17 protein-coding genes are annotated in these 13,339 nt (G+C 63.8%); 8 read left to right on the top strand and 9 right to left on the bottom strand.

Annotation, left to right across the window (positions count from 1 at the left end; genetic code table 11):
• Positions 1-210: 210 nt before the first annotated feature.
• Positions 211-381, bottom strand: coding sequence for a hypothetical protein (locus tag BLW62_RS18545; protein ID WP_168170971.1), 171 nt, complete (start codon positions 379-381; stop codon positions 211-213).
• Positions 382-467: 86 nt separating this feature from the next.
• Here BLW62_RS18545 and BLW62_RS05715 point away from each other — a divergent pair, with 86 nt between their 5' ends.
• Complete coding sequence (locus tag BLW62_RS05715; RefSeq protein WP_090505971.1) at positions 468-923, top strand: hypothetical protein; 456 nt, start codon at positions 468-470, stop codon at positions 921-923.
• A 129-nt stretch (positions 924-1,052) separates the two neighbouring features.
• Here BLW62_RS05715 and BLW62_RS05710 read toward each other — a convergent pair whose 3' ends face one another.
• Positions 1,053-1,442: a DUF5611 family protein gene (locus BLW62_RS05710; RefSeq protein WP_090505969.1), complete on the bottom strand. Its 390-nt coding sequence runs from the start codon at positions 1,440-1,442 to the stop codon at positions 1,053-1,055.
• Positions 1,443-1,581: 139 nt separating this feature from the next.
• Positions 1,582-2,577, bottom strand: a complete 996-nt coding sequence (locus BLW62_RS05705; RefSeq protein ID WP_090505968.1) for a DUF7093 family protein — start codon at positions 2,575-2,577, stop codon at positions 1,582-1,584.
• Between the two features lie 141 nt (positions 2,578-2,718).
• Between BLW62_RS05705 and BLW62_RS05700 the strand changes: the two genes are divergently transcribed.
• The 5 genes from BLW62_RS05700 to BLW62_RS05680 all read left to right on the top strand — a co-directional run bounded on the left by BLW62_RS05700 (position 2,719) and on the right by BLW62_RS05680 (position 6,585).
• The gene (locus tag BLW62_RS05700) at positions 2,719-3,018 is read left to right on the top strand and encodes a DUF6432 family protein (protein WP_090505966.1); all 300 of its coding nucleotides are present in this window, start codon (positions 2,719-2,721) and stop codon (positions 3,016-3,018) included.
• Between the two features lie 39 nt (positions 3,019-3,057).
• A complete protein-coding gene (ygfZ, locus tag BLW62_RS05695; RefSeq protein WP_090506437.1) occupies positions 3,058-4,170 on the top strand; it encodes a CAF17-like 4Fe-4S cluster assembly/insertion protein YgfZ in 1,113 nt (370 codons plus the stop codon).
• A 106-nt stretch (positions 4,171-4,276) separates the two neighbouring features.
• The gene (locus BLW62_RS05690) at positions 4,277-4,489 is read left to right on the top strand and encodes a hypothetical protein (RefSeq protein WP_090505964.1); all 213 of its coding nucleotides are present in this window, start codon (positions 4,277-4,279) and stop codon (positions 4,487-4,489) included.
• Positions 4,490-4,573: 84 nt separating this feature from the next.
• Entirely contained in the window at positions 4,574-4,993 is a 420-nt protein-coding gene (locus tag BLW62_RS05685) for a hypothetical protein (RefSeq protein ID WP_090505962.1), read from the top strand.
• A 158-nt stretch (positions 4,994-5,151) separates the two neighbouring features.
• On the top strand, positions 5,152-6,585 hold the full coding sequence (locus BLW62_RS05680; protein ID WP_090505960.1) for an FAD-binding oxidoreductase: 1,434 nt from the start codon (positions 5,152-5,154) through the stop codon (positions 6,583-6,585).
• 52 nt (positions 6,586-6,637) lie between these two features.
• On the opposite strand, the gene BLW62_RS05675 is transcribed toward BLW62_RS05680, so the two are convergent.
• The 4 genes from BLW62_RS05675 to BLW62_RS05660 all read right to left on the bottom strand — a co-directional run bounded on the left by BLW62_RS05675 (position 6,638) and on the right by BLW62_RS05660 (position 10,457).
• Positions 6,638-8,068, bottom strand: a complete 1,431-nt coding sequence (locus BLW62_RS05675; RefSeq protein ID WP_090505958.1) for an MATE family efflux transporter — start codon at positions 8,066-8,068, stop codon at positions 6,638-6,640.
• Positions 8,069-8,150: 82 nt separating this feature from the next.
• On the bottom strand, positions 8,151-9,242 hold the full coding sequence (locus BLW62_RS05670) for a geranylgeranyl reductase family protein (protein WP_090505956.1): 1,092 nt from the start codon (positions 9,240-9,242) through the stop codon (positions 8,151-8,153).
• Positions 9,243-9,377: 135 nt separating this feature from the next.
• Positions 9,378-9,716 (bottom strand): HalOD1 output domain-containing protein, encoded by a 339-nt coding sequence (locus BLW62_RS05665; protein WP_090505954.1) that lies wholly within the window; start codon positions 9,714-9,716, stop codon positions 9,378-9,380.
• Positions 9,717-9,791: 75 nt separating this feature from the next.
• Positions 9,792-10,457: a helix-turn-helix domain-containing protein gene (locus BLW62_RS05660; protein ID WP_090505952.1), complete on the bottom strand. Its 666-nt coding sequence runs from the start codon at positions 10,455-10,457 to the stop codon at positions 9,792-9,794.
• 183 nt (positions 10,458-10,640) lie between these two features.
• On the opposite strand from BLW62_RS05660, the gene BLW62_RS05655 reads away from it, so the two are divergent.
• Positions 10,641-11,543, top strand: a complete 903-nt coding sequence (locus BLW62_RS05655; RefSeq protein ID WP_090505950.1) for a cyclase family protein — start codon at positions 10,641-10,643, stop codon at positions 11,541-11,543.
• Complete coding sequence (locus BLW62_RS05650; protein ID WP_090505948.1) at positions 11,540-12,535, top strand: fumarylacetoacetate hydrolase family protein; 996 nt, start codon at positions 11,540-11,542, stop codon at positions 12,533-12,535. The genes BLW62_RS05655 and BLW62_RS05650 overlap by 4 nt, the downstream gene beginning before the upstream one ends.
• Before the next feature lie 21 nt (positions 12,536-12,556).
• Here BLW62_RS05650 and BLW62_RS05645 read toward each other — a convergent pair whose 3' ends face one another.
• Together BLW62_RS05645 and spt4 are read right to left on the bottom strand one after the other, a co-directional pair.
• Entirely contained in the window at positions 12,557-13,135 is a 579-nt protein-coding gene (locus BLW62_RS05645) for a GTP-dependent dephospho-CoA kinase family protein (RefSeq protein WP_090505946.1), read from the bottom strand.
• Between the two features lie 6 nt (positions 13,136-13,141).
• Positions 13,142-13,339, bottom strand: coding sequence for a transcription elongation factor subunit Spt4 (spt4, locus tag BLW62_RS05640; RefSeq protein ID WP_090505944.1), 198 nt, complete (start codon positions 13,337-13,339; stop codon positions 13,142-13,144).

Here is a 13,339-nt window from a genome sequence, read left to right as displayed (position 1 = left end):
ACCGGATGTTCCGAGTCCCAATGGTAGAATTGTGGCTACGTTTTCTAGTTGACCACGAACATCGCCGTACTTTCACTCTGTGCAGTAAACGATACAACCCGGAAAGTGGGGATTGATGAATTCTGATGGAGCGATGCGGCCACAAGGGCATGCATCTAACGGATACACTCGAGGACTCCACTTGCTTTACAGCCCGCAACCGCGACCCGCTCACCACTCGTCGTAGAAGAAGTATCCGGCGACGCCCGCGAGACCGAGCGCGAGCGTGATGTAGGGCCACTTCCCCGCGTCTTGTTCCGTCACCACGGCGTGGGCGGTGACGAGAATCGCGAATCCGACGTGTGCACTCAGCGTCGCGACCGCGAATGCAGTGAGGTCCATTGCTCGAGTGCTGTCGCGGTTCGATATTAGCCGTTTCGGACTCGCCTCGGGGAACGATTTTGTGGCCGCTTCACGAACGGTTGAGTGTGAACCGACGCGCGCTCCTCGCTGTCGTTCCAACGGTCGCCCTCGCCGGCTGTGCGGCTCGACTCGGGCTCGCCGACCGCGTCGAAATCGTCCGGAAGTCCGTTCACCTCGAGCCTACAGACGGGGACGAGCCCATCGACGCGGCCGTCCGCCGCTACGACTCTGAAGACGGGCCGTACTACGATGGCGATGTTCACGACGCACTCGCAGAGGAGATCGACGAATCGGACCCACTCGTCCTCTCGGCGTCTCTCCTCGAGGACCTCGAGATGGAGTTCGACACCATCAGCTGTCGAATTCGCGCCTGTGAGCCGGGGACGAACGACGACTGTCACCGGACGACGCTGGTTCAGGAGGATTTTAACGAGGTCGAAGTCGGCGACGTCGCCGATATCGTCTTTCGTGACAGCGGTGGCCTCGTCTCCGTCCACGAGCGTCGGGACTCGAGGGAGTGAACGGTTGTGTGTGAGTGACTGTCTCGACACCTGAGCGACGCGGGGCTATCGTCAGTCGGTCCAGTCGGCGACCGTCGGAGACGGTTCTCGAGGACGCTCCAGCAAACGTGTACTCATAGAATAGGCCGATCAGGCGTCGACGTCGTGATCAGGATCGTCTTCGACGGATCGTTTCAACGAGTCGCGACGCGATTTGGCGTCACGGCCGGTCGCTTCGAGGAGAAAGTCGTTTTTCGCATCCACGGCGTCCGCAGCGGCCTCGAGTTCGTCTGGACCGAGTTCGGTCGGGTCGCGTTCGTAGAACTCGACGGCGAGTTTGTCCTTCTTGCCGGAGTACTCGACCGTCCCGGCGACGACCTTCTCGAAGACGGGGTTATCGGGTTCGCCGATCACGAACAGGTCGCTCCCCTTGTACTCCTCGGTGTCGGTGATCGGACCGAAGTAGTCCTTGACCGACGCCTCCATATCGGGGATTCGCTCCTCGAGATACTCACCGCGACGCATCTTGTACTCCTTCATGGATTGGAAATACACGGCGGAGTGTTTACCTCTTTTCATAGCCGGTCTCTGCGCTCACACGAGAGCCGCCGACACGACTTTAGCGGGGACTCCTCGTCGACTTGCGTAGACTCCCCTCGAGCGTTGCCGAAAACTGGGGTTAGCGTTCTCGCTCGCCGAGGTACCCCTTCTTGCACTCTGGGCAGATGTCGCCCGCACGAAGCGACGCACGGTCGCTGGCCGCGACATACGCACAACTCGGACAGTAGAATTCGGTCGGGACGTCGTCACGTTCCGCTGTTGGGCTCTCGCCGGGAGTCGGCGCGCTTCCTGCCCGTTCGATGCCAGAACCAGTCGCTTCGGGTTCGTCGCTCTGAGACGTCTGATTCGAATCCGACGCAGTCGGTGTCGAAGCGGTGGTCGATCTGGCGCTCGCGGCGGCGAGGGACTCGCTTTCGTCGCCAGCGTCCTCACCGAGGAGGATTCCGTCGTCGGTGGCGTCGACGTCGACGTCGGCGGTGTCGTCCCCGTCTCTCTCGTCGCCAGCGCCGTCTACAGGGCCGTCGTCGGGCCACTCGTTTGGCTCGTTTTCGGCACCGACGGGTGGACCGACGTCGTCGGAGTCGGGCCACTCGCCGTGTTCTCGGTCTCGGTCCGGCAACGGCTCCTCGTCTTCGAGGATTTCGCCGTCGTCCGTTATCGGCTCACCGTTTTCGTCGGTCGGGACGTCCAGTTCGTCCGTCGACTCCGGCGTTTCCGCCGACGCTGCCGGATCGTTCCCGGCGGCTGTCGGCGCTGCCGGTTCGCTGCCGGCGTCTGCGTCGATGAATTCGGCGGCGTCATCGTCGACGTCACCGCCGATGTCACCGCGGGCGTCGCCAGCGTCGACGGCCGTCTCGGCCGGTGGTTCGGACGGACTCTCCGTCGGTGGCGTTTCGGACTCGAGGTCGTATTCGTCGGGCAGTGCGTCGGCGGCCGTCTGGGCAGAGAGGCTCGTCACTTCGGTGTTCTCGCTGATAACGTGGCGGTCGCCACAGCGTGCACACTCTTCGAACTCCTGGACGGTAACGACGACCTCACTGCCACGTTCTTCGCGCTCGCGTTCGACGTCGATCTCCCCGTAGTCGTGCCCGAGCAGCGAACATCGCAGGACCATTATCCCATCGTACCCAGTCACGCCATAAAAAACGTACTGCCTCCAGAAATTCAATTCGTGACGACCGCGCAACTGGTTTTGCATGTATTCGCCCGCCGAAACGACAACCATCAAATCCCTGGTCGTCGAAGGAACGTCTGGATGAGAGCAAAGCGGGAGTATCGGGATCGAGAGGAGACGGAGGTCGCGATTCTCGATGCCCTCGTCGATCGTGTTGACGACGGCATGACGGTCTTCGAACTCCGTGCCGACGTCGAAGTCGATATCGACGAACTCGAGTCGGCACTCGCGACGTTGAACGACGACGGACTGATCAGCGTCGAATCGAACACGAGTCAGACGGTGATCAAGCCCGCCGACCGCGTCGTCCCGGACGTGCCGACCGACGAGGAGGAAACCCAAACTATCGGCGAATGGCTCCGCGAGCGATTGCCCTTTTGAATCGAAACGCCTGTGGGGATCTGGCCCCTCGAACGAGTCATGAGCGTTATCGAGTCCATTCATACCGATCACGGGGCTACCTTCGGCGAGCGCGACGGGAGAACGGTCGTCGAGCACTTCGGTCGTCCCGACCGAACACACCGGGCGGTCCGAAACGGGGTTGGCTTGCTCGAGATGGCCTACGGAATCGTCGTCGTCGAGGGCGAGGACCGCCTCGAGTACGTCGACAACGTCGTCTCGAATCGCGTGCCCGACGAGGACGGCCAGGGCTGTTACGCCCTGGTTCTCGATCCGCAGGGTCGAATCGAGATCGAACTCTCCGTCTACAACGCCGGTGAGCGACTGTTGCTCTTTACGCCGCCGTCGAAGGCGGAGCCCTTGGCCGAGGAGTGGTCGGAGAAGGTCTTTATTCAGGACGTCGAGATCAGCGTCGGGACGGACGACTTCGCTGTCTTCGGCATTCACGGCCCGAAAGCCACGGAGAAGGTCGCGAGCGTCCTCAACGGTGCTGGCTCGCCGGACCAGCACTACTCGTTCGTCCGGGGGACGATGTCCGACGAGGGCGTCAGTGTCATCCGCACCGACGCGCCCACCGGCGAGGAGAGCTACGAGGTCATCTGTGCGGCCGACGACGCCGACGCCGTCTACGATACCCTCCTCAATCACGGCCTCAACGCCGCCCCCTTTGGTTACCGGGCCTTCGAGAGTCTCGCACTCGAGGCCGGAACGCCCCTCTTCGAGACCGAACTCGAGGGCACCATTCCGAACGTCCTCGGTTTGCGAGTCGCCCTCGACTTCGAGAAGGGGTGTTACGTCGGCCAGGAGGTCGTCTCCCGCGTCGAGAATAGGGGACAGCCGAGTCGACGGCTGATCGGCCTGACGCTCGAGGGCTCGGACGGCGATCCGGAGGCGGCCGCGGTTCCGGAATCGGGCGCGGCAGTCTTCGACGGCGACGCGTCGGTCGGTGAGGTCACCCGCGGCGGCGAGAGCCCGCTGCTCGAGGAGGTCGTCGCGCTCGCGTTCGTCGAGTACGACCTCGAGAGCACGGAACTCACGGTTCGCGTCGACGGCGAGGAGGTACCGGCGACGGTAACCGAACTGCCGTTCGTCGACGGATCGGATCGCTCCGGTCGGTTGCCGGCGTATCAATAGCACCCAGTTCTCAGGGTACGTCCGCGACTCTCGCTCGCGGCGCGCCCGTGGACGCGTCGTCCGTCGCTGAACAAGATATTTATCCGTCAACTCCGTCCTCGCTCGTATGTCCGATCTGGTTATGATTCTCCTCGCCAGTGCGCTCTTCCTCCAGTTCCCGGCCGCCATCGTGGTCCACTTCGACGCGAAACGACTCGACCTCGAGAACCCGGAGATGTACGAACTGGGCATCATCGTCCCGATGGCCGGCTTTCTCGTCATCTTCTACTACGCTTCCCAACGTGGTTCACTGCCGAGAGCCGACTCGCCGACGGAGTGATTACGGACCGACGCCGCCTCGAGCACGCGCCGTGCCAGAACTGGCCGGCCCGACGCTCATGCACGGTGACCCCAAAGGCCCGCTATGAACGCCAGTTCCGACGCACCGATCGACCCGTCGACGGACTTCACGGCGCTATGTGCGACTCTTCGGACGCAATCCGACGAGGCACCCGGCTCCGATACCGAACGCGTCACGATCCGCTCGCTCGAGGACGTCTCTCCCGACTCGCTCGCCGAACTGCGCGAGACGGCCGAAAACGACGCGACGACGGCGTCGAACCTCGTCTACGTGCTCTCGCGAGCCAACGCCGAGTTGTTGCTCGAGCGCGAGTTCGAGATCGGTGATGTCGACGAGTTGGAAGGGGTGTTGGGTCGAACCGTGCAGGTCGAAGCCGCGATGCCCGACGACACCGTGCTCCTGTTGGATCCGGCCGCGATCGAGGGCACGGAACCGACCGAACCCGATGCGATCGCGTGTGGTATCGTCGGACCGGACGAGTAATTCGGTCCGTTCGCTGGCTCACTCTCGAGTTCTGATGACGCCCATCACGGCTCGAGTCGCCCGCGTTCGAATTCGTCGGTAAGCGGTCGTATCTCCCCGCCTGAGACTCCTGTTGGCCTGGAAACTCGTTTATCGTCGCTGGATGCGTACGCTCCACCATGGCCTCGACAAAGAAATCTCCCGGCGAGAACGCGCTCGCTGCGCTCCCCAGTGGGGCCGTTCGATCGTTCGAAACCGAACTCAGCGGCGCGGCGATCCTTCCGGCGGACCCCGAGTACGAACGCGCCAGAGGAGTGTGGAACGGTATGATCGATCGATACCCGGCGATTATCGCCCGCTGTAGCGGGGTCGCAGACGTCGTCTCGTCGGTGACCTTCGCTCGAGCGCACGACCTGCCCCTCGCGGTTCGCGGTGGTGGACACAATGTCGCGGGGACGGCCGTCTGTGACGCCGGACTCGTCGTCGACCTCTCGGCGATGCGAAGCGTCCACGTCGACCGTGACGCGAAGACGGCGCGCGTCGAGGGTGGCGCGACGCTCGGCGACGTCGATCGTGAAACGCAACTGTTCGGCCTCGCGACGGCGCTCGGTGCCGTCTCTGAGACGGGCGTCGCCGGATTGACGCTCAACGGCGGCTACGGCCATCTGAGCCGCGAATACGGGCTCGCGGCCGACAACCTCCGCAGCGTCGACGTCGTCACTGCCGACGGCGAGATCGTAACCGCGAGCGCCGAGCAGAACGAGGACCTGTTCTGGGGACTCCGCGGCGGCGGCGGACGGTTCGGGATCGCCACGTCGTTCGAGTTCGACCTCCACGAGGTCGGTCCCGAGGTGTACTCGCTGTTCTGCTGGTTCCACGGCGACGACACGGCTGCGATACTCGAGGAGTTCCACGAGTGGAGCGTCGACGCACCGCGCGATACGAGCGTGCTCGCGTTCGCCGCACGCGTCCCCGAACTCGAGGCGTTTCCCGAAGAGACGTGGGGTGAACCCGCCGTCGCCCTATTCGGGTCGTACCGCGGCAATCTCGAGGGTGCCGAGGAACGTTTCCGCTCGCTTCGAGAGCGGGCGACGCCAATCGCCGATTTGAGCGGGACAATGGCCTACGCCGACCTGCAGTCGATGCTCGACGAAGACTATCCCGACGGCCTGCGCTACTACTGGAAGTCGATCTTCCTGACAGACCTCACTGACGAGGTAATCGATATCGTCGAACGGTACACCGACGCCGCGCCGTCTGCGCTCTCGACGATCGACCTCTGGCACCTCGGCGACGCGGTCGAGGAGGTTCCACAGGACGCGAGCGCGTTCTGGCACCGCGATAAACCCTACATGCTCACCGTGGAGGCGAACTGGGAGGACCCGGTCGACGACGACGCGAACGTAACCTGGGCTCGAGACGTGTTCGCTGCGGTCCGGACGCTGCCGGTCGCCGGCGGTCGCTACGGGAACTTCCCGGGTTTGAACGAAGATCCCGAGAAACTACGCTTTGGCGACAACTACGAACGAGTCGTCGCCCTCACGAACAGGTACGATCCGGACGGGCTGTTCGGGCCGATCGGCGGAGACGAGTCAGGTACTGACACCGAGTAACGCCGTCCTCGTTCAGCTCTCGTTGCGTTCGACATCGGCGTTCAGCCTCGTTTCAATCGGTTTCGGCCGACGGCCGGTACTGGCGACTGACGGCTTTCCAGCGACCGCTGCGGAACAGCCAGTAGTTGATGCCGCCGGGAACGCTCGTTTCGAGCAACAAGGCGAGGTAGAGTCCGCCGATGCCGAGTGGGGTAACGAGCCCGATCGCCGCGGCGGGTAGTGCGAAGACGTATCGGCCGATCAGCGAGGCGACGAACGGCCAGCGGGTGTCCCCAGCGCCGAGGAGAGCCCCAGCAGCGGCACCGTCGATCCCTTCACCGATTGCGCTGAGGCCGCCGACGGCGACGAAGGTCGCTGCCAGCGCGACCTCTTCGGCACTGCCGACGAACACGCTCGCGATGGGTTCCGCGAAGACGATCATCAGAACGGCCAAGCCGGTGTAACACACCGCGGAGAGGCGGATGATCCCCGCGCCGTATGCGCCCGCCTCCTCCTCGTCGTTCGAGCCGAGTTTCTGGCCGACCAGCGAACTCGAGGCCAGCGAGAGCCCCCAGTTGACGCTATTGATGAGACTCCGAACGCGACGGCCGACCTCGAGTGCGGTGACGACGACGGGGCCGAACGTGGCGGCGATCCACAACAGCGGGAAGACAACGAGTCCCTGCGCAAGTCGCCGGCCGATTTCGGGCGTCGAAATCTCGACGATCTGGCGAAGCAGCGTCGGCTCGAGCCACGGCCCCGAACGGGTGACGGGGACGGGGCTGGGCTCCATTCCGAGCGCGCCGTAGGAGTAGCCGAGCATGCCCCACGCGAGGACGACGGTGACGAAGCCGGTGGAGACGCTCGTCCCGATGGCTGCCCCGGCGACGCCGAGGTCGAAGCCGAAGATGAGGACGGCGCTCAACACGATGTTGAGCACGGCTCCGCCCGCGCGGGCGACCATCTCGGTGAACGTGTCGCCGACGCCCGTGTAAGTTCGACTGGCGATCAAGTTCAGCAGTTCGAACAGGACGGCCGGTGCGACGAGCGTGAGGTAGGTCGCGCCGTGTTGTGTTTCGGCTGCGTCGGCTCCGAAGAACCCGATCAGCGGCCCGGCAAAGAACAAGAAGACGAGTGCGACCGGTATCGCGACGGCGACGGCGAGCAAGATGCTCTGCGTGACGACGAGCGATGCGCGGTCGGTCTCCTCGCCCCCGTAGTTTTGGGAGACCAGACTGACTGTGCCACCAGCCAGTCCCAACCCGATCATCGTGATAACTTCCCAGAACGCGAGTGCGAACGCCAGTCCGGCGGTTCCGGCCGTCCCGACAGCGATGCCGACCATCGCGAGGTCGGCCGTCTGCTTGGACATGATCGCGAACCCGGTGACGATCCGGGGCCACGCGAGTTCCGCGGTCGGATGAAACCGCTTTGCCTCCATGACGCCGAAGCGCTCGAGCGTCCGCGCGAGGAACTCGACGACTGCGGTCTGGCGTCCACTCATCTACCGGTCGTTTCGTGAGAGTGGCCTTCGGTCTGTCGACTGGTTGCAACGGGGCATTCTCGAGAATAACTGACCGACTTCCTCAGGAGAGCAGCCGAGAGAGCACCGTCCGCAGGTGGGCCGGCGAGACGAGCGAGGTGGGCCGATCCATGTGGACGCCGATCTCACCGGAGAGCGCGCCGAGGCCGACGTGTTGGAGCGGTGCCGGCAGCGAGTACGCTCGACGGAGGAGGTGGCCGAGCGTCTGCTCGCGCGCCAAGTCCTCGCGCCAGGCGTGTTCGTAGGCCGCGAGGGTGGTCGGCCGATCGGGATCGATCTCGCGGGCGGCGTGGTCGGCGCTGGTCATGCCGTAGAGGATGCCGCCGCCGGTGAAGGGCTTGGTCTGGGCGGCCGCATCGCCGAGGAGGAATGCGCGACGGCTCGTGACGCGATCCGGCGGGCCGATGGGGATAGCCCCCGAGCAGCGATGGGAGACGTCGATCTCGTAGCCGTCGATGAGCTCCTCGAAGTGTTTGGTCACCTCGACACCCGGCGGAGCCGCGAGGCCGTACTCGACGCCGGCGTCGCCGCGGGGTATCCGCCACGCGAAGAACGTCGGCGCGGTGAGGTGGACGTCGACGAAGTCCTGGTGGTCTTCCTCCTCGGAGAACGCGAGCACGCCGTGGAGGAGTTCCTCCGGTTCGGGGAGACCGAGCGTCTCGCGGACTCGAGAGCGCGGGCCGTCACAGCCGGCGAGCATCTTCGCCTCGAACTCGAGGGTGTCATCGGGGCCGTTGGCGACGACCGTGACGCGGTCGCGGTGTTCCGTGACGTCGGTGACCGTGTGCCCCTCGCGAACGTCTGCGCCCGCCTCGCGAGCGAGGTCGGCGAGGTGTCGGTCGAGTCCGACGCGGTCGATGACGTTCGAGGCGACCTCTTGTTTGTAGAAGGGGTAGGCGTCACTTTCCGGACCGTCGACGTGGAATCGTGCGCCGTAGATCTCGTTTTGAAACAGTGATTCGCGTGCGCCTTCGCCGGTAAAGTCCCAGATATCCGTGCTCACGTGCCCCGAGCAAGCCAGTGGCTCGCCAATCTGTCCTTTCTCGAGGGCGAGCACGTCGTAGCCGTCTTCGGCGGCCCGGCGAGCGAAGCGCGCCCCCGGCGGACCGACGCCGACGACGACGAAGTCGTACATGTTCTGGTGATTTTCGCCGGCAGGTAAATAGCTTCTCGAGATTCTCTCGCCGGCGTCCACACCCAAACCCTCCTCGAAGTCGCGTCTCGACGCAGTGGACGGCCTATCAGACGACCCGCTGGGAACACCCGCGATTCAGCCGATTGGATGCTCGCTTACGTGAATCGTTTCGGAGTCGGTAACCGTCACCTCACAGCCGGCGTAGGAAAACGTGAGTCGCCACTCAGCTGTGTTGTCGGCTGTATCGGGCGTTAGACTGCCCAGTGCCTCGGGGTCAATCGCGTTGTACAGTGGGGGTAGTGATTCGCGACGGCCGGTACTCGAGTCGTCGGTCTCCGAGGGTAACAGCGGAACGTTCGTCACGGCACTGACAGCCGTGAGGACCGCTTCGATCATCGTTTCGTTAGAATTCACGTCGTATTCGAACGCTGTCGTCGAATCATCATCACCACCACGACTGGCTTCGCTGCTCATTAACGTAGAGGTCTAAGAAGCGGATGGGGATGGACCTTCCCTGCAATTATGCAGGGGGGTTTACAACAGATCGAATTATTCCGCGTTATTGGCCGTGTATGTATGTGCGATCGTATTTTCGAGGAGATTGTAATACCCGCGACGCAGACGGTCGCTGAACGAAGATCGTGAAATATCGAGTTGATCGGCGAGCGTCTCGAGATTCGTCGTTCGCGGCTGATCGTAGTAGCCCTCGTTGAAGGCGAGAAGCAACGCCTCGTGTTGATTCGCAGTGAGTCCGTGCGAGTGGGTCGGTTGGTTCTCCGCGAGTGACTGTAGTCGCTCGAGTTGGACGGCGATATCGTAGTCAGCACACGTCCGATGAAATGCCGAAATTTGATCGGGATCGTCGGCCCGGAACTCGAACGTCCACCGCTCGTGCGTACCGAGTGCAGACAACACCGTGAGTTTGCTCTCGAGGATCGCAGTGAGGACGCCCTCTACGTCGGTGTTCCAGTGGGCTCTGAAGAGTTCGCGCCCGTCGAGCGCGTCGACTCGCGTTACCGACTCGAACGCGGGTTCGGCCGTCAAGAACCCCTGAACGTCCGTCTGTTCTCCGTCTGTAATCCAGAAATAGGGGAGCAGGTCCTGTTCGGTCGGGACGACGCGCTCGATTTCGACCGTCGTATTCGGTAGATCGTCGAAGATACGACCCAACGGGAAGTCATCCGCTGGGATCGAAAATCGGGCAATGGTCGCCATGACTCGAGTTTCGACCTCGCATCGGAAAACGCTCCGCCCGACGTTCACTGGGCGAGTCCCCACTGTGAGCGCTCGCCGCTTTTTGTGTCGGTTGGACGGACGACGCATTCTCACGGATCGTCGAGCGACGATCGGTCGATTCTGTCACGTACCTTCAAATATCCGCCCCGAATCGGAGGTAGTATGACCAGTCCGTTGACAGCCGGCGACGCGACGCTGATCGACCTGAGTATCGGCCTCGAGGACGGCTCGCCGAGCGAACCGACGCCGCCGTCGATCGAGGCCTTCGATCACGAGGCGGGCGCCGAACGCCTCGCGGCGAACCTTCGAACCCTCGGCCACGACGTCGATGCGAGTGACTTTCCCGAGGGGATGGGCCTCGCCTGGGAGGACGTCGAGGCGATCCCCCACGCGGGAACCCACATGGACGCCCCCTGGCACTACGGCCCCGAGGTCGATGGGGAACCGGCGAAAACCATCGACGAAGTCCCCCTCGAGTGGTGTCGTGGAAACGCGGTCGTGCTCGATTTCCGCTCGAAAAACCCGGGCGAGGAGATTTCGGTGGCCGACCTCGAGGACGCCCTCGCGGATCTGAACCACGACCTCTCCCCCGGCGAGATCGTTCTGATTCAGACGGGAGCCGACGAGTTGTGGGGCACCCCCGAGTACCTCACGCGCTTTCCCGGCATGAGCGGCGAGGGGACGAAATTTCTCGTCGAGCAGGGCGTGAAGGTGATCGGCACCGACGCCTACGGCTTCGACAAACCGTTCACTGCGATGGGCGAGCGCTACGCCGAATCCGGCGACGACGCCGAACTGTGGCCGGCGCACTTCGCTGGCCGCGACGTGGAGTACTGCCAGATCGAGAAGATGGCGAACCTCGATCGACTGCCTCGGCAGACCGATATCCCGCTCGTCGCGTTCCCGATTTCGATCGAAGACGGAAGCGGTGGCTGGGTTCGCCCCGTTGCTCTCCTCGAGTCGGAGGCCCACGATACCACCCATACGGACACTGGTGAGGATGACTCGAGCGCCGACACCGGCGACGATGAGACGGCTTCCGAGACTGGCGGTGAGCAGCCGTGAAGCTCGCGACCTTCGAGGTCGAGACACCCGTCGGCCCCGTCGAACGAATCGGTGCTGTCCTCGAGGCCAGCGAACGCCCCGCAGCCGTCGCTGGGGAGGCAACTCTCGTCGACCTCACCGCCGCCACCGCTGCCCGCCTCGAGGCCGAGGGTGAACCTGCACCCATCGACCTCGCACACGCCCGTGTCCCCCCGGAGATGATCGCCTTCCTCGAGCGCGGGGACCACGCTCTCGCGGACGCCAGAGACGCCCTCGAGTACGCGTCCGAAACCGACGCCGAGCGCGGTCCCGGCGGGGCGAAGATCCGCTACGAACCGGATGAGTACGACCTGCTCTCCCCGCTGCCGCGTCCGAACTCACTTCGAGACTGTATGGCCATCGAGGAACACGTCCAGAACAGCATGGACGGCGACATCGACGACGTCTGGTACGACATCCCGGTCTACTACAAGGGCAACGCCGACAGCGTCGTCTCCCCGAATACGACCGTTCAGTGGCCCGAATACTCGTCGATCATGGACTACGAACTCGAGATCGCAGCCGTCATCGGTAAGCGAGGGCGAGATATCCCGGCCGACGAGGCCGAGGACTATATCGCCGGCTACACCGTTTTCAACGACTTCAGCGCTCGAGACATGCAGGGCAAAGAGATGGCCGCTCGCCTGGGGCCGGCGAAGGGGAAGGACTTCGCGAACGGCCTCGGGCCCTACGTCGTCCCCGCGGACGACATCGACGTGCTCGAGGCGCCGATGACCGCCCGTATCGATGGCGAGGTCTGGTCCGAGGGCACCGTCGACGAGATGTACCACTCCTTCGCGGCTATCATCGCACACATCTCCCAATCGGAGACGCTCTCCCCCGGCGACGTCATCGGCAGCGGGACGGTCGGTGAAGGCTGCGGATTAGAACTCGGCCAGTGGCTCGAGGACGGCTCAACCGTCGAACTCGAAATAGAGGGGATCGGTGTCCTCGAGCACACCGTCGTTGAATAACGCCGCCTGAGAAATCGTTCCTTACGCGTCGAGCGCAGCCCACAGCCACGTCGCGTCGCCTTTGAAGCGCTCGAGCAACGCGCGAACGTCCTCGCGAACGTCCTCGGTGACGGTGACGTGGACCATTCCCTCGTCGGGTTGGCCGTAGACGACGCTCGCGCCGTCGGGTGCCGCAAGAATCGCAGGCAAGACAACCAGATCCTCCTCGCCGTCGACCAGAATCGTCGTCGGTTCCTCGCGCTCGAGTCCCTCGAGTAAGGCGTCGACGACGTCCGCGGTAATCTCGGCGGGTGGGTTGATGGCCTCGAGGTGCGTCGCGTCCGTGACGACCTCGCGAATCTCTTCGTCGACGGTCTGGCGTTTCGTCTGCTCGTCGACGAGTGCGACGTCCGGGTGACGGCCGGCCTGGAGAATGTGATAGGTAACGACGTCGCCGACGGTGATGAGCGGTCCCGATACCTCCTCGAGGAGGACGTCGGCGTCGGTCTCGATGGGGCCCATCGGGCCTTTGAGTTCGTGTCGGAGTTCGTCTGGAAGAACCAGTCGCTGGTCGTCGGCGTCAGCGGCGGCCGACTCCGACGTGTGTTCGTCGCGAGACACGATTCGTTACCGGACCTTGAGCGCGTACGCGCCCGGTTCGGTGACCTGCATCTCGCTTGCGATCTCGCTGTCTTCGGGGTGGGCGATGACGACGTAGCCCGCCCAGTCTTCGGTCAGCGACGAGGAGTTGCAGGCGTCGCAAGTCTCGTTATCAGGATCGTTGACCCGGTGACACTCGCGACAGACGAGACGATCCGATGCCAT

This window comes from Natronorubrum sediminis (genome assembly GCF_900108095.1).
Lineage (GTDB): Archaea > Halobacteriota > Halobacteria > Halobacteriales > Natrialbaceae > Natronorubrum > Natronorubrum sediminis.
This window is presented reverse-complemented; position numbering and strand designations above follow the sequence as displayed.

What these genes read in the sequence shown, in the direction of transcription:
- BLW62_RS18545 (WP_168170971.1), bottom strand. Translation starts at nt 381, where the DNA reads ATGGACCTCACTGCATTCGCGGTCGCGACGCTGAGTGCACACGTCGGA.
- BLW62_RS05710 (WP_090505969.1), bottom strand. Translation starts at nt 1,442, where the DNA reads ATGAAGGAGTACAAGATGCGTCGCGGTGAGTATCTCGAGGAGCGAATC.
- BLW62_RS05705 (WP_090505968.1), bottom strand. Translation starts at nt 2,577, where the DNA reads ATGGTCCTGCGATGTTCGCTGCTCGGGCACGACTACGGGGAGATCGAC.
- BLW62_RS05700 (WP_090505966.1), top strand. Translation starts at nt 2,719, where the DNA reads ATGAGAGCAAAGCGGGAGTATCGGGATCGAGAGGAGACGGAGGTCGCG.
- ygfZ (WP_090506437.1), top strand. Translation starts at nt 3,058, where the DNA reads ATGAGCGTTATCGAGTCCATTCATACCGATCACGGGGCTACCTTCGGC.
- BLW62_RS05690 (WP_090505964.1), top strand. Translation starts at nt 4,277, where the DNA reads ATGTCCGATCTGGTTATGATTCTCCTCGCCAGTGCGCTCTTCCTCCAG.
- BLW62_RS05685 (WP_090505962.1), top strand. Translation starts at nt 4,574, where the DNA reads ATGAACGCCAGTTCCGACGCACCGATCGACCCGTCGACGGACTTCACG.
- BLW62_RS05680 (WP_090505960.1), top strand. Translation starts at nt 5,152, where the DNA reads ATGGCCTCGACAAAGAAATCTCCCGGCGAGAACGCGCTCGCTGCGCTC.
- BLW62_RS05675 (WP_090505958.1), bottom strand. Translation starts at nt 8,068, where the DNA reads ATGAGTGGACGCCAGACCGCAGTCGTCGAGTTCCTCGCGCGGACGCTC.
- BLW62_RS05670 (WP_090505956.1), bottom strand. Translation starts at nt 9,242, where the DNA reads ATGTACGACTTCGTCGTCGTCGGCGTCGGTCCGCCGGGGGCGCGCTTC.
- BLW62_RS05665 (WP_090505954.1), bottom strand. Translation starts at nt 9,716, where the DNA reads ATGAGCAGCGAAGCCAGTCGTGGTGGTGATGATGATTCGACGACAGCG.
- BLW62_RS05660 (WP_090505952.1), bottom strand. Translation starts at nt 10,457, where the DNA reads ATGGCGACCATTGCCCGATTTTCGATCCCAGCGGATGACTTCCCGTTG.
- BLW62_RS05655 (WP_090505950.1), top strand. Translation starts at nt 10,641, where the DNA reads ATGACCAGTCCGTTGACAGCCGGCGACGCGACGCTGATCGACCTGAGT.
- spt4 (WP_090505944.1), bottom strand. Translation starts at nt 13,339, where the DNA reads ATGGCATCGGATCGTCTCGTCTGTCGCGAGTGTCACCGGGTCAACGAT.